This is a genomic window from Arthrobacter sp. BL-252-APC-1A (assembly GCF_009696625.1).
Lineage (GTDB): Bacteria > Actinomycetota > Actinomycetes > Actinomycetales > Micrococcaceae > Arthrobacter_B.
On sequence record NZ_VULS01000002.1, the window covers coordinates 86,422 to 110,735 of the forward strand.

General features: G+C 65.8%; 25 protein-coding genes and 1 riboswitch. Of the genes, 16 read left to right on the top strand and 9 right to left on the bottom strand.

What is annotated here, in order from left to right:
- The first annotated feature begins 198 nt into the window (after window positions 1-198).
- Genes FYJ28_RS03125 through FYJ28_RS03135 form a run of 3 tightly spaced genes read left to right on the top strand, consistent with a single transcriptional unit; the run spans window position 199 to window position 3,010 of the window.
- Window positions 199-1,410, top strand: coding sequence for a thiolase family protein (locus FYJ28_RS03125; RefSeq protein WP_154578286.1), 1,212 nt, complete (start codon window positions 199-201; stop codon window positions 1,408-1,410).
- The gene (locus FYJ28_RS03130) at window positions 1,410-2,165 is read left to right on the top strand and encodes an enoyl-CoA hydratase/isomerase family protein (protein WP_326831481.1); all 756 of its coding nucleotides are present in this window, start codon (window positions 1,410-1,412) and stop codon (window positions 2,163-2,165) included. Before FYJ28_RS03125 ends, FYJ28_RS03130 begins: the two co-directional genes overlap by 1 nt.
- Window positions 2,162-3,010 (top strand): 3-hydroxyacyl-CoA dehydrogenase family protein, encoded by an 849-nt coding sequence (locus tag FYJ28_RS03135; RefSeq protein ID WP_154578287.1) that lies wholly within the window; start codon window positions 2,162-2,164, stop codon window positions 3,008-3,010. Before FYJ28_RS03130 ends, FYJ28_RS03135 begins: the two co-directional genes overlap by 4 nt.
- A gap of 93 nt (window positions 3,011-3,103) precedes the next feature.
- Here the strand turns inward: FYJ28_RS03135 and FYJ28_RS03140 are convergent, their stop codons facing one another.
- Both FYJ28_RS03140 and FYJ28_RS03145 read right to left on the bottom strand, forming a co-directional pair.
- Window positions 3,104-3,664: a hypothetical protein gene (locus FYJ28_RS03140; protein ID WP_154578288.1), complete on the bottom strand. Its 561-nt coding sequence runs from the start codon at window positions 3,662-3,664 to the stop codon at window positions 3,104-3,106.
- A gap of 45 nt (window positions 3,665-3,709) precedes the next feature.
- Window positions 3,710-4,513 (bottom strand): MerR family transcriptional regulator, encoded by an 804-nt coding sequence (locus tag FYJ28_RS03145; protein WP_154578289.1) that lies wholly within the window; start codon window positions 4,511-4,513, stop codon window positions 3,710-3,712.
- A 97-nt stretch (window positions 4,514-4,610) separates the two neighbouring features.
- On the opposite strand from FYJ28_RS03145, the gene FYJ28_RS03150 reads away from it, so the two are divergent.
- On the top strand, window positions 4,611-5,354 hold the full coding sequence (locus tag FYJ28_RS03150) for a tyrosine-protein phosphatase (RefSeq protein WP_082413241.1): 744 nt from the start codon (window positions 4,611-4,613) through the stop codon (window positions 5,352-5,354).
- Here the strand turns inward: FYJ28_RS03150 and FYJ28_RS03155 are convergent.
- Both FYJ28_RS03155 and FYJ28_RS03160 read right to left on the bottom strand, forming a co-directional pair.
- Window positions 5,351-5,734: a hypothetical protein gene (locus FYJ28_RS03155; protein WP_055239195.1), complete on the bottom strand. Its 384-nt coding sequence runs from the start codon at window positions 5,732-5,734 to the stop codon at window positions 5,351-5,353. The two genes, FYJ28_RS03150 and FYJ28_RS03155, sit on opposite strands and share 4 nt — an antisense overlap.
- A 16-nt stretch (window positions 5,735-5,750) precedes the next feature.
- A riboswitch (SAM riboswitch) is annotated at window positions 5,751-5,883 on the bottom strand.
- 136 nt (window positions 5,884-6,019) lie between these two features.
- Window positions 6,020-6,994, bottom strand: coding sequence for an SGNH/GDSL hydrolase family protein (locus FYJ28_RS03160; protein ID WP_195840584.1), 975 nt, complete (start codon window positions 6,992-6,994; stop codon window positions 6,020-6,022).
- 279 nt (window positions 6,995-7,273) lie between these two features.
- Between FYJ28_RS03160 and paaZ the strand changes: the two genes are divergently transcribed.
- Entirely contained in the window at window positions 7,274-9,358 is a 2,085-nt protein-coding gene (paaZ, locus tag FYJ28_RS03165; RefSeq protein WP_055239197.1) for a phenylacetic acid degradation bifunctional protein PaaZ, read from the top strand.
- Between the two features lie 102 nt (window positions 9,359-9,460).
- Here the strand turns inward: paaZ and FYJ28_RS03170 are convergent, their stop codons facing one another.
- The 3 genes from FYJ28_RS03170 to FYJ28_RS03180 all read right to left on the bottom strand — a co-directional run bounded on the left by FYJ28_RS03170 (window position 9,461) and on the right by FYJ28_RS03180 (window position 12,081).
- A complete protein-coding gene (locus FYJ28_RS03170) occupies window positions 9,461-10,096 on the bottom strand; it encodes a TetR/AcrR family transcriptional regulator (RefSeq protein ID WP_154578291.1) in 636 nt (211 codons plus the stop codon).
- 70 nt (window positions 10,097-10,166) lie between these two features.
- The gene (gene paaK, locus FYJ28_RS03175) at window positions 10,167-11,510 is read right to left on the bottom strand and encodes a phenylacetate--CoA ligase PaaK (RefSeq protein ID WP_055239199.1); all 1,344 of its coding nucleotides are present in this window, start codon (window positions 11,508-11,510) and stop codon (window positions 10,167-10,169) included.
- A gap of 94 nt (window positions 11,511-11,604) precedes the next feature.
- Window positions 11,605-12,081, bottom strand: a complete 477-nt coding sequence (locus FYJ28_RS03180; RefSeq protein ID WP_055239200.1) for a hotdog fold thioesterase — start codon at window positions 12,079-12,081, stop codon at window positions 11,605-11,607.
- A 165-nt stretch (window positions 12,082-12,246) separates the two neighbouring features.
- Between FYJ28_RS03180 and FYJ28_RS03185 the strand changes: the two genes are divergently transcribed.
- Window positions 12,247-13,050, top strand: a complete 804-nt coding sequence (locus FYJ28_RS03185; protein ID WP_154578481.1) for a DedA family protein — start codon at window positions 12,247-12,249, stop codon at window positions 13,048-13,050.
- 75 nt (window positions 13,051-13,125) lie between these two features.
- Here the strand turns inward: FYJ28_RS03185 and FYJ28_RS03190 are convergent, their stop codons facing one another.
- Together FYJ28_RS03190 and FYJ28_RS03195 are read right to left on the bottom strand one after the other, a co-directional pair.
- Window positions 13,126-15,306 (bottom strand): S9 family peptidase, encoded by a 2,181-nt coding sequence (locus FYJ28_RS03190; RefSeq protein ID WP_055239202.1) that lies wholly within the window; start codon window positions 15,304-15,306, stop codon window positions 13,126-13,128.
- Between the two features lie 100 nt (window positions 15,307-15,406).
- Window positions 15,407-15,964, bottom strand: coding sequence for a hypothetical protein (locus FYJ28_RS03195; RefSeq protein ID WP_055239203.1), 558 nt, complete (start codon window positions 15,962-15,964; stop codon window positions 15,407-15,409).
- A gap of 229 nt (window positions 15,965-16,193) precedes the next feature.
- Here FYJ28_RS03195 and paaA point away from each other — a divergent pair, with 229 nt between their 5' ends.
- The 10 genes from paaA to FYJ28_RS03245 all read left to right on the top strand — a co-directional run bounded on the left by paaA (window position 16,194) and on the right by FYJ28_RS03245 (window position 24,299).
- Complete coding sequence (gene paaA / locus FYJ28_RS03200; RefSeq protein ID WP_154578292.1) at window positions 16,194-17,189, top strand: 1,2-phenylacetyl-CoA epoxidase subunit PaaA; 996 nt, start codon at window positions 16,194-16,196, stop codon at window positions 17,187-17,189.
- A 2-nt stretch (window positions 17,190-17,191) separates the two neighbouring features.
- Window positions 17,192-17,554: a 1,2-phenylacetyl-CoA epoxidase subunit PaaB gene (gene paaB, locus FYJ28_RS03205; RefSeq protein ID WP_154578293.1), complete on the top strand. Its 363-nt coding sequence runs from the start codon at window positions 17,192-17,194 to the stop codon at window positions 17,552-17,554.
- On the top strand, window positions 17,551-18,369 hold the full coding sequence (paaC, locus tag FYJ28_RS03210; protein WP_326831482.1) for a 1,2-phenylacetyl-CoA epoxidase subunit PaaC: 819 nt from the start codon (window positions 17,551-17,553) through the stop codon (window positions 18,367-18,369). Before paaB ends, paaC begins: the two co-directional genes overlap by 4 nt.
- Window positions 18,370-18,374: 5 nt before the next feature.
- The gene (paaD, locus tag FYJ28_RS03215; protein WP_154578294.1) at window positions 18,375-18,920 is read left to right on the top strand and encodes a 1,2-phenylacetyl-CoA epoxidase subunit PaaD; all 546 of its coding nucleotides are present in this window, start codon (window positions 18,375-18,377) and stop codon (window positions 18,918-18,920) included.
- Between the two features lie 4 nt (window positions 18,921-18,924).
- Window positions 18,925-20,085, top strand: coding sequence for a 1,2-phenylacetyl-CoA epoxidase subunit PaaE (paaE, locus tag FYJ28_RS03220; protein WP_154578295.1), 1,161 nt, complete (start codon window positions 18,925-18,927; stop codon window positions 20,083-20,085).
- Between the two features lie 40 nt (window positions 20,086-20,125).
- Window positions 20,126-20,893 (top strand): enoyl-CoA hydratase/isomerase family protein, encoded by a 768-nt coding sequence (locus tag FYJ28_RS03225; RefSeq protein WP_154578483.1) that lies wholly within the window; start codon window positions 20,126-20,128, stop codon window positions 20,891-20,893.
- 170 nt (window positions 20,894-21,063) lie between these two features.
- Window positions 21,064-21,672 (top strand): hypothetical protein, encoded by a 609-nt coding sequence (locus FYJ28_RS03230; RefSeq protein ID WP_154578296.1) that lies wholly within the window; start codon window positions 21,064-21,066, stop codon window positions 21,670-21,672.
- A 55-nt stretch (window positions 21,673-21,727) separates the two neighbouring features.
- A complete protein-coding gene (locus FYJ28_RS03235; RefSeq protein ID WP_154578297.1) occupies window positions 21,728-22,363 on the top strand; it encodes a copper resistance CopC family protein in 636 nt (211 codons plus the stop codon).
- 119 nt (window positions 22,364-22,482) lie between these two features.
- Window positions 22,483-23,061, top strand: coding sequence for a copper chaperone PCu(A)C (locus tag FYJ28_RS03240; RefSeq protein ID WP_154578298.1), 579 nt, complete (start codon window positions 22,483-22,485; stop codon window positions 23,059-23,061).
- Window positions 23,061-24,299, top strand: a complete 1,239-nt coding sequence (locus FYJ28_RS03245; protein ID WP_154578299.1) for a Dyp-type peroxidase — start codon at window positions 23,061-23,063, stop codon at window positions 24,297-24,299. Before FYJ28_RS03240 ends, FYJ28_RS03245 begins: the two co-directional genes overlap by 1 nt.
- Window positions 24,300-24,314 lie beyond the last annotated feature (15 nt).

A 24,314-nucleotide genomic window follows, 5' to 3' on the forward strand; every position in this document is an offset into this window, starting at 1 on the left:
GCTTCTGTCCGCATCACCAAGATCGCAGTCGCGGCTCGGATGGGTGCTGAAACGGGCAGTTTCTGTCATCTCGCTGAAGGTCATGTGTTTGACCGCCCCGGCCGGTTCTGCGATTGTTTATAGAACGATTGGTCGGTAAATCCGGTGGCCGCGGGCAGCGAAGCCCGGCGGCAGACTGGCAACTCTTTGGGAGCAGATATGGCTGAGGCTTTTCTCGTTGGCGGAGTACGGACTCCGGTAGGCCGCTACGGAGGTGCGCTCTCCAGCGTCCGCCCCGATGACCTGGCAGCACTGACACTGCGCGAACTCGTTGCCCGCGAAGGCCTGGACCCCGCCGTCGTCGACGAAGTCATCCTGGGCAATGCCAACGGTGCCGGCGAGGAAAACCGCAACGTGGCACGCATGGCCGCACTGCTGTCCGGTTTCCCCGACACCGTTCCGGGCATCACGGTGAACCGGCTGTGCGCCTCGGGCCTGTCTGCCATCATCATGGCCTCGCACATGATCAAGGCAGGCGCCGCGGACATCGTGATCGCCGGCGGGACCGAGTCCATGAGCCGTGCTCCCTGGGTTACCGAAAAGCCAACCAAGGCCTTCGCCAAGCCCGGCGACACCTTCGACACCTCGATCGGCTGGCGCTTCGCCAACGAGCGCTTCGTCTCCGGTGACCTCTCCCGCGACGGCAAGATGACCTACTCGATGCCGGAAACCGCCGAAGAACTGGCTGCCACGGACAGCATCTCGCGCGAAGACGCGGACGCTTTCGCCGTCCGCTCACACGAAAACGCCATCGCCGCCATCGCCGCCGGCCGGTTCAAGGACGAAATCGTTCCCGTCACCATCAAGGGCCGCAAGGGCGACACCGTCGTGGACACCGACGAAGGCCCCCGCGAAGGCACCTCCATGGAGGTCCTGTCCAAGCTGCGCCCGGTGGTCAAGCCCGGCGGCATCGTCACAGCCGGGAACGCCAGCTCGCTGAACGACGGCGCCTCCGCGATCATCATCGCCTCCGAACGCGCCATCAAGGAGTATGGGCTCACTGCTCGCGCACGGATCATCGACGGCGCGTCCGCCGGCGTCGCCCCGGAAATCATGGGCATTGGCCCGGTTCCGGCGACGCAGAAGGTCCTGCAGCGCAGCGGTGTCCGGCTGGACCAAGTCGGCGCCGTCGAGCTGAACGAAGCATTCGCCACGCAGTCCCTCGCCTGCATCCGCCGCCTCGGCCTGGATGAGGGCATCGTAAACAACGACGGCGGCGCCATCGCCCTCGGCCATCCGCTGGGCTCCTCCGGCTCCCGCATTGCCATCACCCTGCTGAACCGGATGGAACGCGAAGGCGCCGCGCGCGGCATCGCCACCATGTGCGTCGGCGTTGGCCAGGGCACCGCGATGCTGATCGAGGCCGTGTAGTGCCTGACTTCTCCTCCTTTACGACCCTGAAGGTCACCGTTGGCGAGGACCGCGTCACCGCCGTCCTGAACCGGCCGGAAGTCCGCAACGCCATTGACCAGGCCATGGTCGATGAACTGCACGAACTCTGCGCCGCACTGGAAAACGATCCGAAGATCCTCATCCTTGCCGGCACCAACGGTGTCTTCGCCTCCGGCGCGGACATTGCGCAGCTGCGCGAACGCCGCCGCGAAGACGCCCTGCGCGGCATTAACTCCAGCATCTTCGTCCGCATCGCCAAGCTGCCCATGCCGGTGATTGCGGCACTTGACGGCTTCGCGCTGGGCGGGGGAGCCGAACTCGCGTTCGCTGCCGATTTCCGCATCTCCACCCCGACGGTCAAGATCGGCAACCCGGAAACCTCCCTGGGGATTCTCGCAGCCGCCGGTGCCAGCTGGCGCCTGAAGGAACTCGTCGGCGAACCCCTGGCCAAGGAAATCCTCCTGGCCGGCCGCATCCTGAACGCCGACGAAGCCCTGGCCGCCCGCCTGGTGACCGAGGTCCACGACGCCGAGAACCTGATGGACGCCGCAAACGCGCTGGCCGACCGGATCGCCAAACAGGATCCGCTGGCCGTGCGCATCACCAAGTCCGTGTTCTCCGCGCCCGCCGAGGCGCATCCGGTGATCGACACGCTCGCTCAGGGCATCCTCTTCGAGTCCGAGGCGAAGTTCGACCGCATGCAGGCATTCCTGGAAAGGAAGAAAAAGAAATGACAGTACCCTCCAAAGTCGGTGTCCTCGGCGGAGGCCGCATGGGTGCGGGCATTGCCCACGCCTTCTGCACTGCCGGTGCCGCCGTCGTCGTTGTGGAGCGTGACGACGCCGCAGCGCAGGCCGCCTACGCGCGCGTTGCCGGTAACCTCGCCAAGAGCGTGGAACGCGGCACCACGGACGAGACCCTGGACGCGCTGACCGCCCGGCTGAGCGTCTCCACTGATTATGCGGACTTCGCCGGCTCCGGCCTGGTCGTGGAGGCTGTTCCGGAAGACTTCGGCCTGAAAGCTGCAGCATTGGCCGCTGTGGAGGAGCAGTTGGGCGACGACGCCTGGCTGACGTCCAACACGTCCTCGCTGTCTGTCTCGGAGCTGGCCGGGAAACTGCAGCGCCCGGAGCGCTTCTGCGGCCTGCACTTCTTCAACCCGGTTCCGGCGTCCACCCTGATTGAGGTGGTCCTGGGCAAGCAGACTTCCGATGAGCTGGCCGAAGCTGCCCGGACCTGGGTCACGGACCTGGGCAAGACTCCCGTCGTCGTCAATGACGCCCCGGGCTTTGCCAGCTCCCGGCTCGGCGTGGCCATCGCACTCGAGGCCATGCGCATGGTCGAAGAAGGTGTTGCCTCCGCCGAGGATATCGACGCCGCCATGGTCCTGGGCTACAAGCACCCGACCGGTCCGCTGAAGACCACCGACATTGTGGGCCTGGACGTTCGGCTCGGCATCGCCGAGTACCTTGCCTCCACGCTCGGTCCGCGCTTCGAGCCGCCGCAGATCCTGCGGGACAAGGTTGCCCGCGGTGAACTTGGCCGCAAGACCGGCAAGGGCTTCTTCGACTGGAGCTAGTTTGCGCCTGGCAGCAGCCCGCATGCTTCGCCTCTTGAGGGAGCATGCGGGCTGCTGTTCTTAAGCTTTGCGGTGTCTGCGAAACTGGGGCCGTCAGCGCGCGGCGTCAATCCCGGCACGCCATCCCGGAGCGCGCCCGCCGTGCGGCGGGTGCAGGGCCCCGGCATCAATGCCTGAGCTTTGGAGCAGCCAGGAGACCAGGGAGTTTGAGTTCCACATATCGCCGTCGGGCATTTTGGCGCCCCACACCATATCCGGAACTTGAGGCACCCTGGCGCGCAGGGCATCGGCACCGGACGTGGATACGTTGAACACCAGGGGCGGCTCCGGAGCATAGCCAAGGTCGGGAATGATTCCGCCGCGCCAGCACCGCACTTCATACCGAAAGAGCTTCAGGCGGCCGAGCGCCCGGAGACCGACTGGACCTTCGGCCACCACGCCCCGTTCGCTGCGCCCCTGGCCCCACGAAGGCGTCATCTCGATCGCATAGGTTGAACCGTCGGCCGCGACCTCCAGCGCTGCGTGGAAGAGCGGCCGGGGGTGGCGCCGCTCCCGCACGGAGCGCCAGAGTTCCCACCAGCGGCTGGTGTGGATCACCAGATGTCCGCCGGCGCCAACAGGCAGCCACCACAACCGCACCTGCGCCGTGTCCATGTGCCGCCTCCTTATGGAAACTGTCCGGCCCTCAGCAGGCCGCAGCTAAGCCTTGCCGACCGGCTGCTGCAGCTCGGTCACCCAATCCGCCTGATCCTCTGACCAGGAGCGCAGGTAGACCTCCCGGCACGGGCCGGAGGGGGTCAGCCCGCGGGCAATGATTTCGGTGTGGACCGCCTGCCAGCTGTCGGCGATGCCGTCCATGGAGCCAAGATGGACCCCGCAGATCGCCATCGGAACGCTGGGCAGTTCCACTGCCTCGACGCCGTCGGGAACCGGATCTGGGCTGGCGAAGCCTGCCGTAATCCGCATGCCGTCCTCACCCATGTCGTACTGCGCCACCGGTACACCTGACGGGGCGCCGGATGGAGCCAGCAGTGCGGCGACGCTGTCGAAGAGGGGTCCGACGACGCCGGGGACCTCGGGCTGTTCGGCCACCATTGCCTGGCGGGCAGCGAGGCGGAGCGCCGGAAGGGGTTTTTCAATGATTTCGATCTGGGCCATGTGCTTTTCCTTTTCGATGAGATGGAGCCTGCGCTCCACGTCGATGAGCCGTGCGGCAGCAATCCGTGCCTCCTCTGCGACCTCTGCCCGCCTCAGGCGCAGCAGGGCGGCGATTCGCCCTGAGTCCACGCCGGAGTCGAGCATGGCGGAGATGTCCTCCAGCCCGAAGCCCAGGGAACGCAGTGCGACGATCCGGTGCAGCCGTTCAAGCTGGGCTGGATCGTAGGAACGGTAGCCGCTGAAAACATCCACGTGGGCAGGTACGAGCAGGCCGGAAGTATCCCAGTGCCGAAGCATGCGGTGGGTTACCTGGCCGATCTGCGCGAACGCTCCGATGGATAACATGGTCCAGTTCTCCTGCCTTCCACAGTGTCAGGGTCAAGTATGACTGGCTGGGGCCTGCGGAGGCTGGCTGGGCGTGGGTCCGCCTAGTCTTGGAGGCATGGGTGAGCCGAGGAGCCGGAACGTGGACTGGGAAGGCGCTGCCAATGCCCGGGACCTGGGCGGAATTCCCGCAGCCAACTCGCACATTCAGCCCGGGCGTGTGTACCGGATGGGCCGCTCCGAATGGCTCACCGCCCGCGGCTGGCAGCAGGCATACGACGCCGGTGTGCGGACGGTAGTTGACCTGCGCAACAGTTCCGAGATCGGGCGCCGCGACACGGATCCCGTAGTCCCCCCGTCGGCTGTTACCGGAATCCGGTTCCTGAATCTGCCTACCCAGGAAGCGGACGATCCTGACTTCACCGCGCTGACCGGACCGTACATGAGCTCACCCCGGTTCTACCCGGAGAACCTGCGCCGCTGGCCGGAAAAGTTCGCGGCAATCGCCCGCGCCGTCGCTGATGCGCCGCCCGGCGGCGTCGTACTGCACTGCTCAGCCGGTCGCGACCGTACGGGACTCGTCGCCGCCCTGCTGCTGGACCTGGCCGGCGTGGCGCCGGGGGAGATCGCAGCCGACTACCGGGAAGCGCTGACCGGCATCAACGACTGGCACCGCACCCAGCAGCGGCCGAGGGAACGGCCGCTGGACGACTCCGAGCTCGCGGCCCGCGCCGGCTCCGCCGAAGCGGAGCTGCTGGATATGCTGCGGAACTTCGACGCCGCAGCCTACCTGCGCCGGGCCGGTGCCGGTGAGGGAACCCTCGCCCGGCTCCGGTCCCGGCTGCTGCAGGAGGACTTCTAAGCAGACTGGTCCTGCATGGTTATGTCATTGCGCGGAAGCCGGCCCCTGCATGGGAAAACCCTTTCCGTGGTGGCCAAGTAGAAAAAAGAGCTCCTGTTCCGGCCCTCAAAAGCGCCCGGGACCATCAGCGAGGAATACCGGGGGCACCACTGGGGCGTCCCGGGGCTGGCGGCCAGGGCCTCGGCCAGCAGAGGAACGTCGTGGTGCCACATGATCTGCTGCCGTCCATCGAGCACCAGGCAGATCAGGTCCAGTTCCGGGTCGGCGTGGACCTCGACGTCGATCCAGTCGTCGTACTTCATGAGGCGGCCGCCATGGATCCAATGGATCTTGTGGCCGGGGGCAAATGCGGTGCAGCGGGGGTCACTGGAGGGAATCACAGCGTGTCCTTCGAGATGAGTGTCCTTGCCCGCTCCGGTTGGACGCGGGCCGCTTCGTCATCCGAACCACCCGCCGAACATTGGGGTTGGTGCATGGCCAGTCGGAGCTTTTCCACACCCTGCGGGTGCGGAGGCCATGTCTCGTGAAGCACTGATTACGTTAGCAGGCCGCGGGGACACCCGTACATACAGACGGCCCGGGCCTCCTTCCGAACCTCACTGCACGACGGAGGCGCCCGCGTCTGGTGGGCACCGCCGTCGTCTCAGGTGCGTGAACGGTACTGCTCAGCGGCGGCCGCGGCAGGGATGGCCGCCGCCGGGGTGCAGGTCCACATCCGCGGTGATGGCGGCCAGGTAACCCTCGCGGTAGCCGGTGGCATTTGGATGCAGGGCGAACGGGCTGTTTGCGTAGATGATCCACGGATCGGCTGAGCCGATGCCGTGGCCGGCGAACTCGTCCACCACGTCAACATAGGTGGACCCGCGGTCCGGCAGCTGGGCGGCGAGAACCGCGTTCAGTGCGTCTGTTCCGGCGTTGAAAAGCGCTGCGGCGTCAGGGTTCAGAAGCCCGGGAACACCGGCCCCGTCAAACAGGTGCGGGTAGCCGGTCAGAACCAGCTCCGCCCGGGGTGCCAGGGCCCGCATTTGCCCGAGGGACTGGCGCACCTGGGGTGCGAGGGTTGTTTCCGCGTATTCCTGTGCCGCCGCGAGTGCCGGAGCGCAGGTGGCCGGGAGCTGGGCACCGGCGCAGGCTGCCACGACTTCGCCGAACCGCACATCGTTGCCGCCGATGGTCAGCGTGACCAGGTCGGTGTTCCGGTCGATGCTGCCTGCAGCCTGCAGGGATGCGATTTGTTCCGGCAGGTCCACGGGGCCTGCGGGCGCTGAGGGAGGGGTGCTGGCCGCCGTCGCGCCGCCGCAGGTGACATCAGCGTCCAGTTCAATCCTGCGGAGTTCATCCAACAGGGCCGGGTAGCCTTCGGCGGTGCGGCCGCAGGCATCGAGGACTGCTCCGCCGCCGAATCCGGCGGCATACGAATCCCCAAGTGCTACGTAATCAACTGTCCTTTTGGGCCCGCGGTCCCACCCCTTGTGGGGCCCGTGGTGGCCGCGGTCGCGGTCGGCTCCGGTACCGGCTGCGGTCCAGCCCGGGGGAGCACCTGCCGCGTCCGCCGCGGGTACGGCCAGGGACCCTGCCGTGAGCAGGCATCCTGCGGACAGCAGCGCCGCTGCCCGTCCCCACTTGCGTAACTGGAACATGTTCCTGCCTTCCGCCGTCGTCGTCTGCAGTGCAGTGCCGCGTAACCGCCCACGGTAGCGGCCGGCCTCCTGCGGCGGAATACGAAGAGGACGAACGGAGCGGGGAGGAAAAGTATGGGCCGGTCCGCTTTTGGGTGATGTGCCGCAGGGCACTCTCATGTAGGCTGGATTCATTACCGACCGTCCGGTCAGTTATCGGCCTGCGCCGCCGCAGCTGCGGCCAGCGGAACCGGTCCGGACTGGAAAATGAACGTCCAGTATCGAAAGGGTCCGTCAAAGATGACCTCAACCGCCATAGACGTGCAAGTCGTCCCCAGTTTCGTCCAGGACGAATGGTGGACCCCGGAAGGCACCTCGGCCAACCCCGCTGAAGTCCGCGACGCCTCCACGGGCGAGCTGCTGGCACTGGTCAGCACCGACGGCCTGGACACCGCCGCAGCCGTCGAACACGGCCGCACGGTGGGCCACCGTGGCCTCGCCGGCCTCACGTTCCACCAGCGGGCACTGAAGCTGAAGGAACTGGCGCAGTACCTCAACGGACGCCGCCCGGAACTCTACGAGATCTCCGCACGCACCGGCGCCACCAAGATTGACTCCCTGGTGGACATCGACGGCGGCATCGGCGTCCTCTTCACCTTCGGTTCCAAGGGCCGCCGCGAGCTTCCGAACTCCACCGTGGTGATCGACGGCACCGCTGAGGTCCTGTCCAAGGACGGCTCCTTCATTGGCGAGCACATCTACACGTCCATCCCGGGCGTCGCCGTGCAGATCAACGCGTTCAACTTCCCTGTCTGGGGCATGCTGGAAAAGTTCGCCCCTGCCTTCATCGCCGGCGTACCGACGATCGTGAAGCCTGCAACTCCCACCGGCTACCTCACCGAAGCCGCAGTGCGGATGATGATCGAATCCGGCATCCTGCCCGCCGGTTCCCTCCAGCTGATTTCCGGCTCCGCGCGCGACCTGCTGGACCACCTCGACTACCGGGACATGGTCTCCTTCACGGGATCGGCGTCGACCGCCAACAAGCTGAAGAACCACACCAACGTCATCGAAGGCGGCGTCCGTTTCACCAGCGAAACCGACTCGCTGAACGCTTCGATCCTCGGCCCGGACGCTGTTCCCGGAACCCCCGAGTTCGACGCGTACGTGAAGTCGCTGGTCACTGAAATGACGGTCAAGGCCGGCCAGAAGTGCACCTCCATCCGCCGCGCCATTGTGCCCAAGGCCTTGGTGAATGACGTCGTTGCTGCCGCCGCCAAGCGCATCGAAGAGCGCGTTGTCCTCGGCGACCCCCGCGCTGAGGGCGTCACCATGGGTGCGCTGGCTTCCGCTGAGCAGCGCGACGGCGTCCGTTCTTCCGTCCAGACGCTCCTGGATGCCGGCGCGAAGATCGCGTTCGGCAGCCTGGAGGCCCCCGAAACCGTGCAGGCTGACGGCAGCCGCGGCGTCGTCGAAGACGGTGCCTTCATGGCGCCGGTGCTGCTCACCTGGGATGACCCCAACGCAGAGGCACTGCACTCGGTTGAGGCCTTCGGCCCGGTTTCCTCCGTGGTCGGCTATGAAGACACCGCCGACGCCGTGCGCCTGGCTGCCCTGGGCGGCGGCTCGCTGGTAGCCACCGTCTGCAGCAACGACCCGTCAACCGTCCGCGAGGTTGTCGCCGGCATCGCCGGCCACCACGGCCGTGTGCACGTCCTGAACCGGGAAACCGCCCGCACCTCCACCGGCCACGGTTCGCCCGTGCCGCACCTGGTCCACGGCGGTCCCGGCCGCGCCGGCGGCGGCGAGGAGCTCGGCGGCATCCGCGCCGTCAAGCACCACATGCAGCGCACCGCCATCCAGGGTTCACCGAACATGCTCACCGCCATTACCGGCGTCTGGCACACCGGCGCAGACCAGTTCTTCGATGAGACCCACCCGTTCCGCAAGGACCTTTCGACGCTGAAGATCGGCGATGCGATGGCCTCGGAACTGCGGGAAGTCACCCTGGAGGACATCACCGCGTTCGCAAACAGCACCGGCGACACGTTCTACGCGCACACCAACCAGGAAGCTGCTGAGGCGAACCCGTTCTTCCCGGGCATCGTGGCGCACGGCTACCTGCTGCTCTCCTGGGGTGCCGGACTGTTCGTGGAGCCTGCTCCGGGACCGGTACTGGCTAACTACGGGCTGGAGAACCTGCGGTTCATCACTCCGGTTGCTGCCGGCGACTCCATCCGGGTCACCCTCACGGCCAAGAAGATCACCCCGCGTGAGACCGACGAGTACGGCGAGGTTGCCTGGGACGCCGTCCTGCACAACCAGAACGACGAGATCGTGGCCACCTACGACGTGCTGACCCTTGTGGAGAAGAAGCGCGCCTAGCCTCCACCTTCCCTCCATCGAGATCGCAGAAACTGCCCGTTAGAAGCTTCTAACGGGCAGTTTCTGTCATCTCGTTTGGGGGGGTAAGAAAAGAGAACGGGATTAGGGCTTGCCGTGCAGGCCGTCGAACATCATTGAAATAATGTCGTCGGCGAGCTTCTCAGCACTCAGCGAGCCGCCGGGCTTGTACCACTCAACGATCGAGTTGATCGTTCCGAAAAGCAGGCGGGTAGTGGTCCGGGGATCGATGTCGCTGCGCAGTGACCCTTCGGAGCGGGCGGCGTCTACGAGCTCCGCCACGCGGCGGTCGAACTGGCGGCGGCGCTCCATGGCGTCACGCTCGACTTCAGTGTTGCCGCGCAGCCGCAGGAGCAGGGTGACGAACGGCAGCCGCTCGGTCAGGACTTTGATGGTGCCCCGGAGCACGAACTCGAGCCGGGAGTCGGCCGGACCGGAGGAAGCCTGAGGGTCGTCCAGTATGCCTTCGAGGCCGCCCAGGGCGTTTTCGAGCGCAAGGCGCAGCAGGTCGCCCTTGGACGGAACGTGGTGATAGATCGCGGACTTGGTGATGCCCAGGTTCTCCGCGAGGATGCCCATCGACGTCGCTTCGTAGCCGTGACGGTTAAACACGTCAACGGCTATGTTCAGCACGGTCTGCTGGTCATAGCCGGGCCGCCCCCTGCGGGTGCCGTTGGCGCCGGAGGGAGAGGAAGTCGCGGAACTCGTTGGACTAGGCATCTGGATATTTTCGCATGATCGTTCGGTTGGCCGGGACACCTCCCGGCCAACCGAACACTTTCTGCGGCTGTTAGGCCGGCTTGTTTTCCTGCTTGCGCAGGTCGTAGATCCGGCGCAGCTTGCCGCTGGAACGGGCCAGTGAACCGGGCTCCACCACGTGGATGGCGCAGGAGGATCCGATGTGGATCTTGATCTGGCTCTTCAGCTCAGCGGCGGCCTTGACGCACTCGTCAGCCGAAGACTCGGCGCGGCGCTCGATCTTTACGGCCAGCTCGTCCATACGGTCCGGTCGGGTGATTTCGAGCTGGAAGTGCGGGCTGAGGGCCGGGATCCGCAGGGCGATCTCCTCGATCTGGCTCGGGAAGAGGTTCACGCCGCGCAGGATGATCATGTCGTCATTGCGGCCGGTGATGCGGCCCATGCGGCGCATGCCCGGACGTGCCGTGCCGGGCAGCAGACGGGTCAGGTCGTGCGTGCGGTAGCGGATGATCGGCAGTGCTTCCTTGGTCAGGGACGTGAAGACCAGTTCGCCGTGCTCACCGTCGTCCAGGACTTTGGTGTCATCGAACGGATCGATGATCTCCGGACGGAAGTGGTCCTCCCAGATGTGGGCGCCGTCCTTGGTTTCAACGCATTCCCCGGCTACGCCCGGGCCCATGACCTCGGAGAGGCCATAGATGTCGCAGGCGTCGATGTCCATCATCTGCTCAAGCTCATGCCGCATTTCCTCAGTCCACGGCTCGGCGCCCAGGACGGCGTTCTTCAGCGAGGTGGAGCGCGGATCGATCCCGGCGCGCTTCATGGCATCGGCAATGGTCAGCAGATAGGTGGGAGTAGCCAGGATGGTGTCCGGCTGGAAGTCCTGGATCAGCTGGATCTGGCGTTCGGTCTGGCCGCCGGACATCGGAATGACCGTGCAGCCCAGCTTCTCGGCGCCGAAGTGGGCGCCCAGGCCGCCGGTGAAGAGGCCGTAGCCGTAGGCGTTGTGGACCTTGTAGTTGGACTTCACGCCGGAGGCACGCAGTGAACGGGCCACCAGGGTGCCCCAGCGGTCAAGGTCGCCCTTGGTGTAGCCGACGACGGTCGGACGGCCGGTGGTGCCGGAGGATGCGTGGATGCGGGACACCTCGTCCATCGGCACAGCGAACATGCCAAACGGGTAGCTCTGGCGCAGGTCTTCCTTGGTCGTGTACGGGAACTTGGCCAGATCGGAGAGTTCCTTGAGATCGTCCGGGTGGACACCGGCGTCGTCGAATTTCTTCGTGTACAGCGGCACGCGGTCATAGGCGTAGCGGACCGTCTCCTTGAGGCGGGTGAGCTGCAGGGCCTCGATCTGATCCCGGCTCATGAGCTCCTCGGCGTCGAGGGTGGCGGGATCTGCTGCGGTGGCCTTGATTGCGGAGGCGGTATTCATTGCGTAGAACCTTTGGGAGAGGGGTAGGGCTTGATTGTGCAGTGTTGGGAAAGAAAGTGGAAGTGCGTAATCCGGTGCGGGCGGAAGGGCCGGTTCAGGACCGGCGGGCCGGATTCGGAATGGTGCGTGAGCGGCCCCTGAATTCAGCAACGACGCGCGTCGCGCCGTCCGGAGACTCGGCGGTGACTTCGATGTCGTACACGCCGCTGCGGCCTGCCGCTGCACGGCGGCTGGCTTCGGCCCGAAGCTTATCGCCGGAACGGGCTGAAGAGATGAAGTTGATGTCGGCTCCGGAAGCCACGGTGATGGTCTCCATGTTTGCCAGCGAGTCTGCGCCGGCCGGATTGCACGCAAGGGCAAATGCGGTGTCCGCGAAGGCGAAAACCATGCCGCCGTGCGCGATCGAAAACCCGTTCAGCATCTCCGGACGCAGATCCATGGTGATGACTGCCTCGCCGTCAGCGAGGTGCTCTACCTTAATTCCGAGCCATTCCGAAGTGGCATCGTGTTCCAGGATGGGATGCGCGGGGTTCGTTTCGCGAACCGGTGCGGTGACGCCGTAGTCAGCCATGGATGCCCTCACTTCTTTCTTTACCGAATGTTCATTAGGTAATCCTGTGAGCGTTATCACTGTCAAGTTGAAGAGGTCTCATGCGGGTGTGTGACATCGGGTGCCGGCCGTAATACTTGGCGTTCCCTGCCCCCGCAAAGGCTCATGGTCTAACCTGAGAAAGTGATGTTTGCCACAGCCGCACCGGGAGTGCTGCATCCCAAGTCCTCGCTCTTACCCGAATGGCTGGATCCCCAGGTCTTCCTCTCCGACCCCGCTGTGGGCCCCTGGGTAGTCCTGCTGATCTGCGGAATCGTCTTCGTGGAAACGGGCCTGCTCATCGGGTTTTTCCTCCCCGGGGATTCCCTGCTCTTCACCGCAGGTCTCCTGGTAGCCACAGGTGCCATGCAGATCAACATTTGGGTGCTGATCCTGCTGATTGCCCTCTGCGCTTTCGCCGGTGACCAGCTGGGCTACTACATAGGCCGCAAGGCGGGACCCGTGGTCTTCAACAGACCCGAATCCAGGTTCTTCCACCAGGACAACGTTCGCCGGGCCGAGGCATTCTTTGCCAGGCACGGCGGCAAAGCAGTGGTCCTCGCCCGCTTCATCCCGGTGATCCGGACCTTCACGCCGGTAGTCGCCGGCGTCGGCCGGATGCATTACGCAACCTTTATCGCCTACAACGCCATCGGCGGGGCCTTCTGGGCGCTGAGCGTCACGCTGCTGGGGTACATTCTGGGCGACCGCGTGCCGTTCGTACGGGACAACCTGGACCTGATCTTCCTCGGTGTTATCGCCTTGACGCTGATCTTTGTGGTTGCAGGGCTGTTCCGCCCAGGCAAGCGGCAGCGCGCTGCGGGCAAAGGCCCCGCAGGGAAGGAAGCAGGGAAGGAAGTGCGGAAGGAAGCTGGCAAGGAAGCGCGTCCGCGGATCCGTCCAGTGCCGCGGCCCCGCCCGAGAGCGCCGGAGGCCGGCGGGATCGACTAGCCGGACCTGCCCGGACCAGACATACCGGAAGCCGGGTACCCCGCGGGGTACCCGGCTTCCTGCGTCTCCTGAGAGTTACCGGGCCGCAGCCGGAGAAACCACTCCAGGCAGCAGGTCCCGGGCGCCCAGCGCCGAGAGTACAAAGGCATAGTCCCAGGCGCGGTCCTTCCAGGCTTCGTAACGGCCGGATGCGCCGCCGTGGCCGCCGTCCATCTCGATTTTCATCACGATCGGCTCGGAACCGGTGGTGGTTTCGCGCAGCTTCGCGACCCACTTGGCCGGTTCTACGTAAAGCACCCGGGTGTCGTTGAAACTGGTCACCGCTGCTATGCGCGGGTAGTCCACGGCGCGGATGTTCTCATACGGGCTGTACTCGCTCATGTAGCGGTAAACCTCGGGATCGGTGATCGGATTGCCCCACTCCTCCCACTCCAGAGCTGAAAGCGGCAGGTCGGGATCCAGGATGGAGGTCAGTGCATCAACGAACGGTACCTGGGCCAGGATCGCCCGGTACTTTTCCGGTGCCAGGTTCGCGACGGCGCCCATCAGCAGTCCGCCCGCGGAGCCGCCCATGGCCGCGATCCGCTCCGGGTCCACCCATCCTGAGGCAGCCATGTGGTCGGTCGCTGCCACGAAGTCGGTGAACGTGTTCTTTTTGTTCAGCTTCTTGCCCTGGTCGTACCAGGCGCGGCCCATCTCGCCGCCGCCGCGGATGTGCGCCACCACAAAGACGACGCCGCGGTCCAGGAGGGAGAGCCGGGCAATGTTAAACGCCGGGTCCATGGAGATTTCGTAGCTGCCGTACGCGTAGACCAGTGCGGGGTTGGAACCGTCCTGTGCCACTTCCCGGCGGCGGAGCACCGAGAGCGGGATGCGGGTGCCGTCCGCCGCCGTCGCCCAGTCCCGCTCGGCAACGTAGTCGGAGCGGTTGTACCCGCCGCGGACGGGGGTTTCCTTCCGCAGCTCCAGCTCGCCCGTGGCCAGCACATAGTCATAGACGCGCGGGGGAGTGAGGTAGGACGTGTAGCTGAGCCGGATGATCGGGGAGTCGTATTCAGCGTTGGTCAGGCCTGCCGTGTAAAGCTGCTCATCGAACGCGGGCTCGGCCGGCGCCTGCTGCTCCACAGTGCCAATCCCGGCCAGCGGCAGGATCTGCACCCGTTCCGTGGTGTCCTTGCGGACCGAAACCAGGACGTGCGTGGAGGTGACGGATACCCCGTTGACCCGGACGGCGTCGTCGTGGGCCACCACGGTGTGCCACTGCTGCTCCTGCAGCGGCTTGGCGAACTCCGGCTCCGCGACCAGGGAGACCATCGAGTTCAGTGCGTCCTTGTTGTGAGTGATCAGGTACTGGCGCACACCGTCCCCGGTAAAGGGTTCGACTTCGTACAGGATCCGCTCGCTGCGCGGGATCAGGGTACGCACGGTATCCGACGGATCATCGAAGTCCAGGACACGGTATTCGCTGTACTCGGAACAGCTGATGCCGATCAGGAGCTGCCTGCGGTCGGCGGAAAGGTCGAAGCCTGTCCACATGGCGACGTCGTCCTCCTGGTAGATCACGGCGTCTTGGCTGACATCCGTGCCCAGGGTGTGAGCCTTGATCTGGTAGGGGCGCCACGAATCGTCTACGACGGTGTAGAACACCCGGGTTCCGTCCGGGGAGAAAGCGAGGGAGTAGAAGACGTTGGAAACGACGTCGGGCAGCAGCTCACCGGTGCGCAGGTCCTTGATGCGAAGGGTGAACCGCTCATCTCCTGCGTTGTCCTCGCAGTACGCCAGCAGGTTGCCGTCCTCGGTGACGGCCAGGCCGCCGAGCGCGAAGAAGGGCTTGCCCTCAGCTTCGGCATTGCCGTCAATGAGGATCTGCTCTCCGGGGACCGGAACGCCGGGTTCGACGACGGGCGGTGTCCAGTCCGCGTGCAGATCACCGGTGTCCTGGGCTGCAGTGCGGCAGTGGATCGCGTACTGCTGGCCTTCCTCGGTGCGGGTGTAGTACCACCAGCCTCGCTTGCGGGCAGGAACGGAAAGATCCGTTTCAACGGTGCGGGCCTTGATCTCGTCGAAGATCTGCTGCCTCAGCGGTTCCTGGTCCGCAGTGACGGCCTCGGTGTAGGCATTCTCCGCATTGAGATGCTCAACGACCTCGGGATTTTCCTTCTCCCTCAGCCACTCATAGTCGTCGGTAAACGTTTCACCGTGATGGGTGCGCTCGACGGGGACTTTTTTGGCAGCCGGGGGAACAGGTGTAGTCATGGTCCCGAATATATCGAGCCGGACCGGCGGCGGCGACGGGCCGCGCCCCTTTATGCTTCGGGCGGAGCGGGCAGCGCCCAGGATCCCCGGCGCGGGTGGGCTAGCGTCCCAGCAGGATCCAGGCGCTGAACATTCCGGCAGCGGCGAAGAACACCCAGTTCGCCAGGACAAGGATAAGAGTGTGCGCGAAGGGCCGGGGGCCGGTGCTGGGCACCACGGTCACGGGATCTTCGGTGGCCGGTCCGCGGCGGAACTGGGACCACAGCGACGTGGCCAGCAGCAGGCCGCCGCCGGCCAGGGCTACCGGAACGGCCGGAAGGGTTAACAGGACTGTGCTGCCCGCGGTCCAGTACAGGAGGATGTGAGCCAGGACGACGCCGGCCAGGACGGCCAGCGGGCGGCCGGGCTTTCCCGCGAGGGCCGCGGGCAGATACCGGGGTGCGGCACCGGCAGCGAGAAGCAGGGTCAGGACTACGGCGAGACCGCTTGCGGTGATCTTCAGGATGCCGCCGCTTGAGGCAACGGCGGCGGCAACGGCGCAGAAGCCGAGGAGTCCCAGCAGGATTGGTACCAGCAGGTGGGCGGCCAGGGCGGGGGCGCTGCCGTTCCTGAACCCCTCCGGCACACGGACGCGCTCCGGCGTTCCCCTGCTGGCCATACGTTTCCTCCTGGATGCGGCTGTCCCTTCAAAGGTATCCGGTGTCAGCGTGGCCGCCTGACACCGCTACGGGCATGGGGCGGTGTGTCCAGGGCGGCCGCAAAGAACCCGCTCCGCCTTGACGTGCCATCGCTCACACGCATATCCTGAACGAACGGTCGGTAATTATTGGCCGAACGACTTCCGCGGAGCTGTCCGCGGCCACGTGGAAAACAGTGAGGTGACATCTATGGCTACGCAGACAGACACAGAACGTGATTTGTACGCCGTCCCGGCCCAGCAGGACGATGACGCAGCAGGCCAGGCGGCCTTCGACCGGATCATTGCCGACGATTCGCGGATTGAACCCCGCGACTGGATGCCGGAAGGCTACCGCAAGACCCTGGTCCGCCAGGTGTCGCAGCATGCGCACTCCGAAATTGTCGGCATGCAGCCGGAAGCAAACTGGATCACGCGCGCACCCTCACTGAAGCGCAAGGCGATCCTGCTGGCCAAGGTCCAGGACGAAGCAGGCCACGGCCTCTACCTCTATTCCGCCGCCGAGACGCTCGGCACCCCGCGGGAAAAGATGACTGAAGACCTGATTGCAGGCAAGGCCCGCTACTCCAGCATCTTCAACTACCCCACCCGCAGCTGGGCGGACATGGGCGCAATCGGCTGGCTCGTTGACGGTGCGGCCATCTGCAACCAGGTTCCCCTGTGCCGCGCATCCTACGGCCCCTACGGCCGTGCCATGGTGCGCATCTGCAAGGAAGAGTCCTTCCACCAGCGCCAGGGCTTCGAGATCCTCCTCGAACTGGCCAACGGCACCGAGGCGCAGAAGCAGATGGCCCAGGACGCCATCAACCGCTGGTACGCCCCGGCGCTGATGATGTTCGGCCCGCCGGATGACGATTCCCCCAACTCCCGCCAGTCCATGGCGTGGAACATTAAACGCTTCTCCAACGACGAACTGCGCCAGCGCTTCGTCGGCATGATCTATGAGCAGGTCAAGGTCCTTGGCCTGACCTTGCCCGATGACCAGATCCGGTTCAACGAAGAAACCGGGAAATGGGAGTACGGACCGCTGGACTGGAACGAGTTCAAGGAAGTCCTCGCAGGACGCGGCCCGTGCAACTCGCAGCGGCTGGCCCGCCGCCGCGAAGCACACGAAAACGGCGCCTGGGTGCGCGAAGCAGCAGCTGCATACGCGGCAAAGCAGGCACGAAAGACTGAGGTGGCATAAGCATGGTTTCCGGTTCAACAACGGGCGACGACGGCACCAAGACGGCGGCAACGTCCGGTTCGGTTGCTCCTGACACAGGAATCAACGCGGCCTGGCCGCTTTGGGAAGTCTTCGTTCGCTCCTCCCGCGGGCTCTCCCACGTCCACGCCGGTTCGCTGCACGCACCCGACGCTGACATGGCACTGCGCAACGCACGCGACCTGTACACGCGGCGTAACGAAGGCGTTTCGCTTTGGGTGGTTCCGGCCGAAGCGATCATCTCCAGCGATCCCGATGCCAAGGGCCAGTTCTTCGAGTCCCCGCAGGGCAAGGACTACCGGCACGCCACGTACTACCGCAAGTCTGAAGGGGTGAAGCACCTGTGAACGCGGACAGCGCCACCCGGATTACCCCCGGCAACGCCCTGCGGCCCGAGGACATCGCAGCCTCTGACGCCAAGGCTCCCGAGGCCGTTGCAGAGTACGCCCTGCGGTTGGGTGACGACGCCCTGATCCTGGCCCAGCGCCTCGGCTGGTGGGTTGCCCGGGCTCCCGAGCTGGAAGAGGACATTGCCCTCTCCAACATCGCTCTGGACCTCCTTGGCCATGCCCGTTCCTTCCTCACCTACGCCGGAACGGCCTGGGGAAAGACCGAGGATGACCTGGCCTACTGGCGCGGCGAAGAGGAATACCGTTCCGCCCACATCGTGGAGCAGGAGAACGGGGACTTCGCCAAGACGATTGCCCGCCAGCTGGTGGTCTCCTTCTTCCAGTACGAGCTCTACACCGCCATGCTCACCTCCAAGGACGAAACCCTGGCAGCCATCGCAGCCAAGGCCGTCAAGGAAGTGGACTACCACCGCGACCACAGCGCCCAGTGGGTGCTGCGCCTGGGCCTGGGGACCGAGGAATCACGCACCCGCATGATCCGCGCCCTGGAGCTCACCTGGCCGTACGTAGGCGAGCTGTTCGAGGATGACGACCTGGTTCGCTCCCTCGAAGGAATCGCCGTCCTGCCGTCGACCCTGCGTGCTGCATTCGACGAGAAGGTCGGCGCCGTGCTTGCCGAAGCCGAGCTTGAGGTGCCTGTTGTGCAGCCCGCACCCGGCGGCGGCCGGCGCGGTGAGCACAGCGAATACCTCGGTTTCATCCTGGCCGAGCTCCAGGTCCTGGCCCGCCAGCACCCCGGCGCAACCTGGTAACAGCGATGAACGAGACTGAGGCAGCACCCGCCGTCGACGCCGCAGCCAGCACGCAGCTGCGTCCCGCAGACCCCGCTTCGGCGGCGGCATGGGACGTTGCTGCGACAGTCTGCGACCCGGAAATCCCGGTCCTGACAATTGAGGACCTGGGCGTTCTGCGGGACGTTCAGGTGCAGCAGGACAACTCGGTGCGGGTGGCCATCACCCCTACCTACTCCGGCTGCCCCGCCATGGACGCCATCCGAGACGATGTCACCGCTGCGCTGCTCGCCGCCGGCTACGGCCAGGTCCGGGTGGACCTGGTCCTGGCCCCGGCCTGGACCACGGACTGGATGACCGAGTCCGGCAAGACCAAGCTCAACGAGTACGGCATTGCCCCGCCCACCGGCCGGGCAGCTGCCGGCCCCGTCCGGCTTGGCATGAGCGTCAAATGCCCCCAGTGCTCCTCACTCAACACGCGTGAAATGACACGCTTCGGCTCCACTTCCTGCAAGGCGCTGTACGTGTGCCGCGACTGCCAGGAACCCTTCGACTACTTCAAGGTGCTCTAGAACCATGACAACCTCCACCACCGAGGCAGGCGCTGCTCCCGCCTCGCGCCGCACCGCCTTCCACCCGCTGACAGTCAGTGCTGTCCGCCGGCTTACCGAAGACGCCATCGAAGTCACCTTTGCGGTGCCGGAAGAACTAACCGGATCCTTCGATTACCTGCCCGGCCAGTACGTCGCACTGCGCACCACGCTGGACGGCACAGAGATCCGCCGCAGCTACTCAATCTGCGCGGAACCGAAGCCCGGCGAAATCCGGGTCGCCATCAAGCGCGACCTCGGCGGCAGGTTCTCCACCTGGGCCAACGAAAACCTCAAGGCCGGAGACGTCCTGGACGTCATGAGCCCCACGGGCGGCTTCATCTCCAAGCACCCGATGACGGCGCTGAACCACCCCGAAGACATCGACGTAGCGGACGAGAACGTTTTCGTTGCCGTCGCTGCCGGTTCCGGGATCACCCCGGTGATCTCCATTGCCCGCACCGTGCTGGCTGCCTCGGAGAACGTGCGCTTCGACTTGGTGTACGCCAACAAGGCGGCGATGGACGTCATGTTCCTCGAAGAGCTGGCGGACCTGAAGGACAAGTACCCGGCACGTTTCGCCGTGCACCACGTGCTCTCCCGCGAGCAGCGCATCTCCCCGCTGCTTTCCGGCCGGATCGACGCTGACAAGCTGTCTGCACTGATCGAATCCGTTCTGCCGACCCGCGACGTTGACGAGTGGTTCCTCTGCGGCCCGTTCGAACTGGTGCAGCTGTGCCGGGACACCCTGGCAGAGCGCGGCGTGGACTCGGAAAAGGTCCGCTTTGAGCTGTTCACCACTGGCCAGCCGGGCAAGCCGGAAGGCCAGATCGGCCGCCCCATCCAGGTGGACCCGTCAGCGGACAACTACGAGATCAGCTTCCGCCTGGACGGACTGCAGGGCAAGGTTGCCAGCCCCACGCACGCCCGCGAATCGATCCTCAATGCAGCCCTGCGCGTGCGTCCGGATGTTCCGTTCGCCTGTGCCGGCGGCGTGTGCGGCACCTGCCGCGCCAAGGTTGTCTCCGGCACCGTGGAGATGGAAGAGAACTACGCACTGGAACCGGATGAAATCGAAAAGGGTTACATCCTGACCTGCCAGAGCCGTCCCACCAGCCCCGAAGTCACCGTCGACTACGACGCCTAGGAGCGCGGAACCCATGAGCGAACAGAACCAGCCTGAGTCCATGGTCGAACTCAGCATTTCCGACGGCGTCGCAGAGGTTGTGCTGAACGCCCCCTACAAGCTGAACTCGCTGGACGAGCAGGCCCTCGCGGACCTGTCCAAGGCTTACGACGACGCCGCTGCCGCCGGCGTGCGGGCACTGCTGCTGCGCGGCGAGGGTCGTGCATTCTGCGCCGGACGCGACATCTCCGGCGTCGTCCCGGCCGAAGACGACGCCTATGCCTACCTGGGGGACCTGGTCACGCCGCTGCTGAAGAAGATGGCTGCCTTCCCGGCACCCACCTTTGCCGCCGCGCAGGGCGCCTGCCTCGGCGTCGGGCTGGGCCTGCTTGTGGCCACTGACGTGGTGTACGTGGCGGACAACGCGAAGATCGGCTCGCCGTTCGCGAACCTGGGGGCAACCCTGGATTCGGGCGGACACTGGCTCTTCACCGAGCGGCTGGGCGCCCACCGGACGCTGGACCTGATCTACACGGCAGACCTGATGAGCGGAGCTGAAGCCGTCGCGGCCGGTCTGTTCAGCCGGGTGTTCCCGGCCGAAGAGCTGCTGGACTCCACCCGGGCCACTGTGGCCCGCGTGGCCTCCGGTGCAACTGGAGCCTTCCGTGCTTCCAAGGAACTCGTCGCACAGATCCGCGATGCCCGGCTGGGGCTATGGGATTCTGTCGAAGACGAGAATAAGGCGCAGGGCGTGCTTTGCGGCACCGAGGACTATGCCGAAGGCTTCGCCGCATTCAAGGAGAAGCGCAAGCCGGTATTCAAGGGCTAGCTTTCCCCTCTCATCGAGATAGCAGAAACTGCACGATACAGCCCTGTAACGTGCAGTTTCTGCCATCTCGATGGGAACGGGGAGCGGATATTCGACACGGCGTCGAAACTTCGGGAGAATTGCAGGGCCGGATGCGATCCCGCCCGGTACACGGTGCCTGAGGAGGACCGATGACAGCGCGTGCCGCACGCTTGGTGCGCGGCTGGGCCGGAGCATTCGCGGCCACAGCCGTGGCCGCTGCGTCGCATGTGCTTGGCGGCGGTGCCGCTCCCGAACCGGCCCTCGTGCTGTTCTGCCTGGCAGTTTCGGGAATGGTCAGCTGCCTGCTGGCCGGACGCGGGCTCTCCCTGCCCCGGCTTTCCACCGCCGTCGTCTTCAGCCAGGGGCTGTTCCACCTCATTTTCAGCTTCGGCTCTGCCCCCGCAGCCGTCGGCGCAGGTTCCGGCCATGCCCACCACTCAGGGCCCTCCCTGACTGAGATCGGCACTGCCGCCGCGGCGTCGTCGGCCCCTGTCCACGGACTCATGATGTGGCTGAGCCACGCACTGGCCGCGGCCGCCACGGTGTGGATCGTGGCCCATGGCGAGCGGACCCTAATCCGCATCCTCGAGGCACTTGGTGTCCGGCCCGGTGCCCTGCTGCCGTTGTTCCGTCCCGCGCACCTTCCCCGCCCCATCGCTTCGGCCCTGGCCGTCCGTCCCCTGGGGCTGCGCAACCTTGGCATTCCGCTCCTGACGCTCCGGCACCGGGGCCCACCTGCTGTATTCGTGTCCAGCTAGGCGCACCCGCGCACTCCGCACGAATCCCAGTTCCTTCCCGGAACGGAAAGCAGTTATGCCTACCACTCTTTACCGCCAGGCCCGCACACGCGCCTCGCTCCTTGCCGCAGTTATCCTCGCCGCTTTCGCCGCGGCACTCTTCCTCGCGCAGCCTGCACACGCGCACGATGAACTCATTTCATCCAATCCGGCCGACGGCGCCGTGCTGGAAGAAGCACCGTCCGAAATCGAACTGGTCTTTAGCTCCGCGCTGATGGATCTGGGCAACCAGGTGATCGTTGCTGACGCTGCCGGCAACAACGTTGCCGAGTCGGAGCCGGTGCTAAACCGGGAAACCCTGGTCCAGGCAGTTCCAGCACTCGAAGCGGGGGACTACCAGGTGAACTGGCGTGCGGTTTCCAGCGATGGGCACCCGATCACCGGCACCTTCAGCTTCACTGTGAACGCTCCGGCCGGAGCGGAGGAAAGCACCGCTCCGGCGGCCTCCGAATCCGCTTCCATCCCGGCAGCCAGCGAGCCCGCTCCCAGCGCTTCAGCAGACCCGGCAGAAGCAGAACCGGCAGCGGAGGAGTCAGATGTGGCATCCCACCTGCCGTGGGCCCTCGCCGGTGCCGGCGTAGGAGCGGCTGCAGCCCTCGCTGCCTGGGCGATCGTTGTCCAGATGCAAAAGCGCCGCGGAGATCACGCCTAGCTTCCAGCCGCCCCGCCGCGTCATGCTGCGGCACGCTTCTTTGGCCTGCCCAAATGCAGTGCCCCCGTCTTCTCTTCCGTGCCCGCGGGCGCGGAACACACCTTTGGAGTACCTGAAACATGAAAAAACTGACCCTCGCCGCCGCTGTCCTTGCGCTCTCCGCAGCCGGACTGGCCGGCTGCGCCGCAACAGACACCCCGGCTGCCGAAACCGCACAGACTGCCGAGCAGGCAGCCGCGCTGTCCGTAACGGGAGCCTGGGCGAAGGCTGCCGACGCCGGCGGTATGACCGGCGCCTTCGGCACGCTGGAGAACTCCGGCACTGAGGACCTCACCGTCGTCTCTGCCAGCACGCCCGCCGCTACCGCGGTTGAGCTGCATGAAGTTGCCATGGACGACGACGGCGCCATGGTCATGCGCGAAATCGAAGGCGGCTTTGTGGTCCCCGCCGGAGGTGAGTACCTGCTCGAACCCGGGGCCAGCCACCTGATGCTCATGGGCCTGCAGGACGGCCTGCTCGCCGGAGACACCGTAACCATCACCCTGGAACTGGAAGACGGCTCGACGGTGGAGATGGACGCGACCACCAAGGACTTTGCCGGCGCCAATGAAAGCTATGGAGACATCAGCGGCGCTGACGGCCACGGGACTGAGGGAGACCACGGTTCCACCGAAATCCACGGACACGCGGACAACTGATGGCCCAGGACCAAGCACCCGGCGGCGTCGGAAGGCGCAGGCTGCTGTTTGGGGGAGCTGCGGCCGGTCTGGGAGCAGTGACTGCCGCCGGCGGGCACCTTCTGGGCAGCCGCAGCACGCCTGATCTGGAGCGGACAGGCCTGGACGAAGCCGGCAGCAACGGACAGGAAACAGTTCCGTTCTACGGACTTCACCAGGCCGGAATCGAAACTCCTCCCGGGGCCTACGCTGCCTTTGTGGCCCTGGACCTCCGCGAGGGCATCGGCCGCGACCGGATCCAGTCCTGGCTGCGCCTGCTCACAGACGACGCCGCGGCGCTGACCCAGGGCCAGCCGGCCTTGGCCGACACGGAACCCGAGCTGGCAGTGCATCCCGCCCGGCTGACCGTGACCATCGGTTTCGGCCGCAGCCTGGTAGCCGCGGCAGCCCCCGACAGAGTGCCTGCCTGGCTCGGCCCGCTTCCGGCGTTCGGCATCGACGCCCTGCAGGACCGCTGGAACGGCGGTGACCTGGTGCTGCAGCTCTGCGCCGATGATCCGCTGACCCTGGCCCACGCCCAGCGGATGCTGCTGAAGGACAGCCGGTCTTTCGCTTCCGTGCGCTGGGTGCAGACCGGATTCCGGCGTGCCTACGGCAGCGAACCCGCGGGCACCACCATGCGCAACCATTTCGGACAGGTGGACGGCAGCGCGAATGCGCTGCCGGGGACCCCGGAGTTCGACCGCGTGGTCTGGGGTGACGCCGAGCTTCCGGCATGGCTGGAGGGCGGCACATCCATGGTCATTCGGCGCATCGCCATGAACCTGGACACCTGGGACGAGCTGGACCGGAGGGGACGGGAAGAATCGGTGGGCCGCAGGCTCTCCGACGGCGCCCCGCTCACCGGGAAAGCCGAACATGACGAACCGGATTTTGACGCCGTTACCGGTCTTGGTTTCAAGGTCATTCCGGAGTACGCGCACATGCGGCGGGCCAGGCCGGACAACCCGCGTCAGCGGATCTACCGGCGCGGCTACAACTATGACGACGCCCCGGAGCCGGGAGGGTCCGTCTCCAATGCCGGGCAGATTTTTGTGGCGTTCCAGGCTGACGTGACTGAACAGTTCGTGCCGATCCAGCAGCGCCTGGACCAGCTGGACCTGCTCAATGAGTGGACGACGCCGATTGGCTCAGCGGTCTTTGCCGTGCCGCCGGGTGCGCGGAAGGGCGGTTTTGTGGGGGAGGAGCTCTTCACATAGGGATTGCTCCGCTGC

Excerpts from the sequence above, each read along its gene's own strand:
- FYJ28_RS03145 (WP_154578289.1), bottom strand. The coding sequence starts at position 4,513 with ATGTTATCCATCGGAGCGTTCGCGCAGATCGGCCAGGTAACCCACCGC.
- paaB (WP_154578293.1), top strand. The coding sequence starts at position 17,192 with ATGGTTTCCGGTTCAACAACGGGCGACGACGGCACCAAGACGGCGGCA.
- FYJ28_RS03135 (WP_154578287.1), top strand. The coding sequence starts at position 2,162 with ATGACAGTACCCTCCAAAGTCGGTGTCCTCGGCGGAGGCCGCATGGGT.
- paaD (WP_154578294.1), top strand. The coding sequence starts at position 18,375 with ATGAACGAGACTGAGGCAGCACCCGCCGTCGACGCCGCAGCCAGCACG.
- FYJ28_RS03240 (WP_154578298.1), top strand. The coding sequence starts at position 22,483 with ATGAAAAAACTGACCCTCGCCGCCGCTGTCCTTGCGCTCTCCGCAGCC.
- FYJ28_RS03180 (WP_055239200.1), bottom strand. The coding sequence starts at position 12,081 with ATGGCTGACTACGGCGTCACCGCACCGGTTCGCGAAACGAACCCCGCG.
- FYJ28_RS03225 (WP_154578483.1), top strand. The coding sequence starts at position 20,126 with ATGGTCGAACTCAGCATTTCCGACGGCGTCGCAGAGGTTGTGCTGAAC.
- FYJ28_RS03195 (WP_055239203.1), bottom strand. The coding sequence starts at position 15,964 with ATGGCCAGCAGGGGAACGCCGGAGCGCGTCCGTGTGCCGGAGGGGTTC.
- paaA (WP_154578292.1), top strand. The coding sequence starts at position 16,194 with ATGGCTACGCAGACAGACACAGAACGTGATTTGTACGCCGTCCCGGCC.
- FYJ28_RS03150 (WP_082413241.1), top strand. The coding sequence starts at position 4,611 with ATGGGTGAGCCGAGGAGCCGGAACGTGGACTGGGAAGGCGCTGCCAAT.
- FYJ28_RS03190 (WP_055239202.1), bottom strand. The coding sequence starts at position 15,306 with ATGACTACACCTGTTCCCCCGGCTGCCAAAAAAGTCCCCGTCGAGCGC.
- FYJ28_RS03160 (WP_195840584.1), bottom strand. The coding sequence starts at position 6,994 with ATGTTCCAGTTACGCAAGTGGGGACGGGCAGCGGCGCTGCTGTCCGCA.
- FYJ28_RS03230 (WP_154578296.1), top strand. The coding sequence starts at position 21,064 with ATGACAGCGCGTGCCGCACGCTTGGTGCGCGGCTGGGCCGGAGCATTC.
- paaE (WP_154578295.1), top strand. The coding sequence starts at position 18,925 with ATGACAACCTCCACCACCGAGGCAGGCGCTGCTCCCGCCTCGCGCCGC.
- FYJ28_RS03235 (WP_154578297.1), top strand. The coding sequence starts at position 21,728 with ATGCCTACCACTCTTTACCGCCAGGCCCGCACACGCGCCTCGCTCCTT.
- paaK (WP_055239199.1), bottom strand. The coding sequence starts at position 11,510 with ATGAATACCGCCTCCGCAATCAAGGCCACCGCAGCAGATCCCGCCACC.
- FYJ28_RS03185 (WP_154578481.1), top strand. The coding sequence starts at position 12,247 with ATGTTTGCCACAGCCGCACCGGGAGTGCTGCATCCCAAGTCCTCGCTC.
- paaZ (WP_055239197.1), top strand. The coding sequence starts at position 7,274 with ATGACCTCAACCGCCATAGACGTGCAAGTCGTCCCCAGTTTCGTCCAG.
- FYJ28_RS03140 (WP_154578288.1), bottom strand. The coding sequence starts at position 3,664 with ATGGACACGGCGCAGGTGCGGTTGTGGTGGCTGCCTGTTGGCGCCGGC.
- FYJ28_RS03125 (WP_154578286.1), top strand. The coding sequence starts at position 199 with ATGGCTGAGGCTTTTCTCGTTGGCGGAGTACGGACTCCGGTAGGCCGC.
- FYJ28_RS03170 (WP_154578291.1), bottom strand. The coding sequence starts at position 10,096 with ATGCCTAGTCCAACGAGTTCCGCGACTTCCTCTCCCTCCGGCGCCAAC.
- FYJ28_RS03245 (WP_154578299.1), top strand. The coding sequence starts at position 23,061 with ATGGCCCAGGACCAAGCACCCGGCGGCGTCGGAAGGCGCAGGCTGCTG.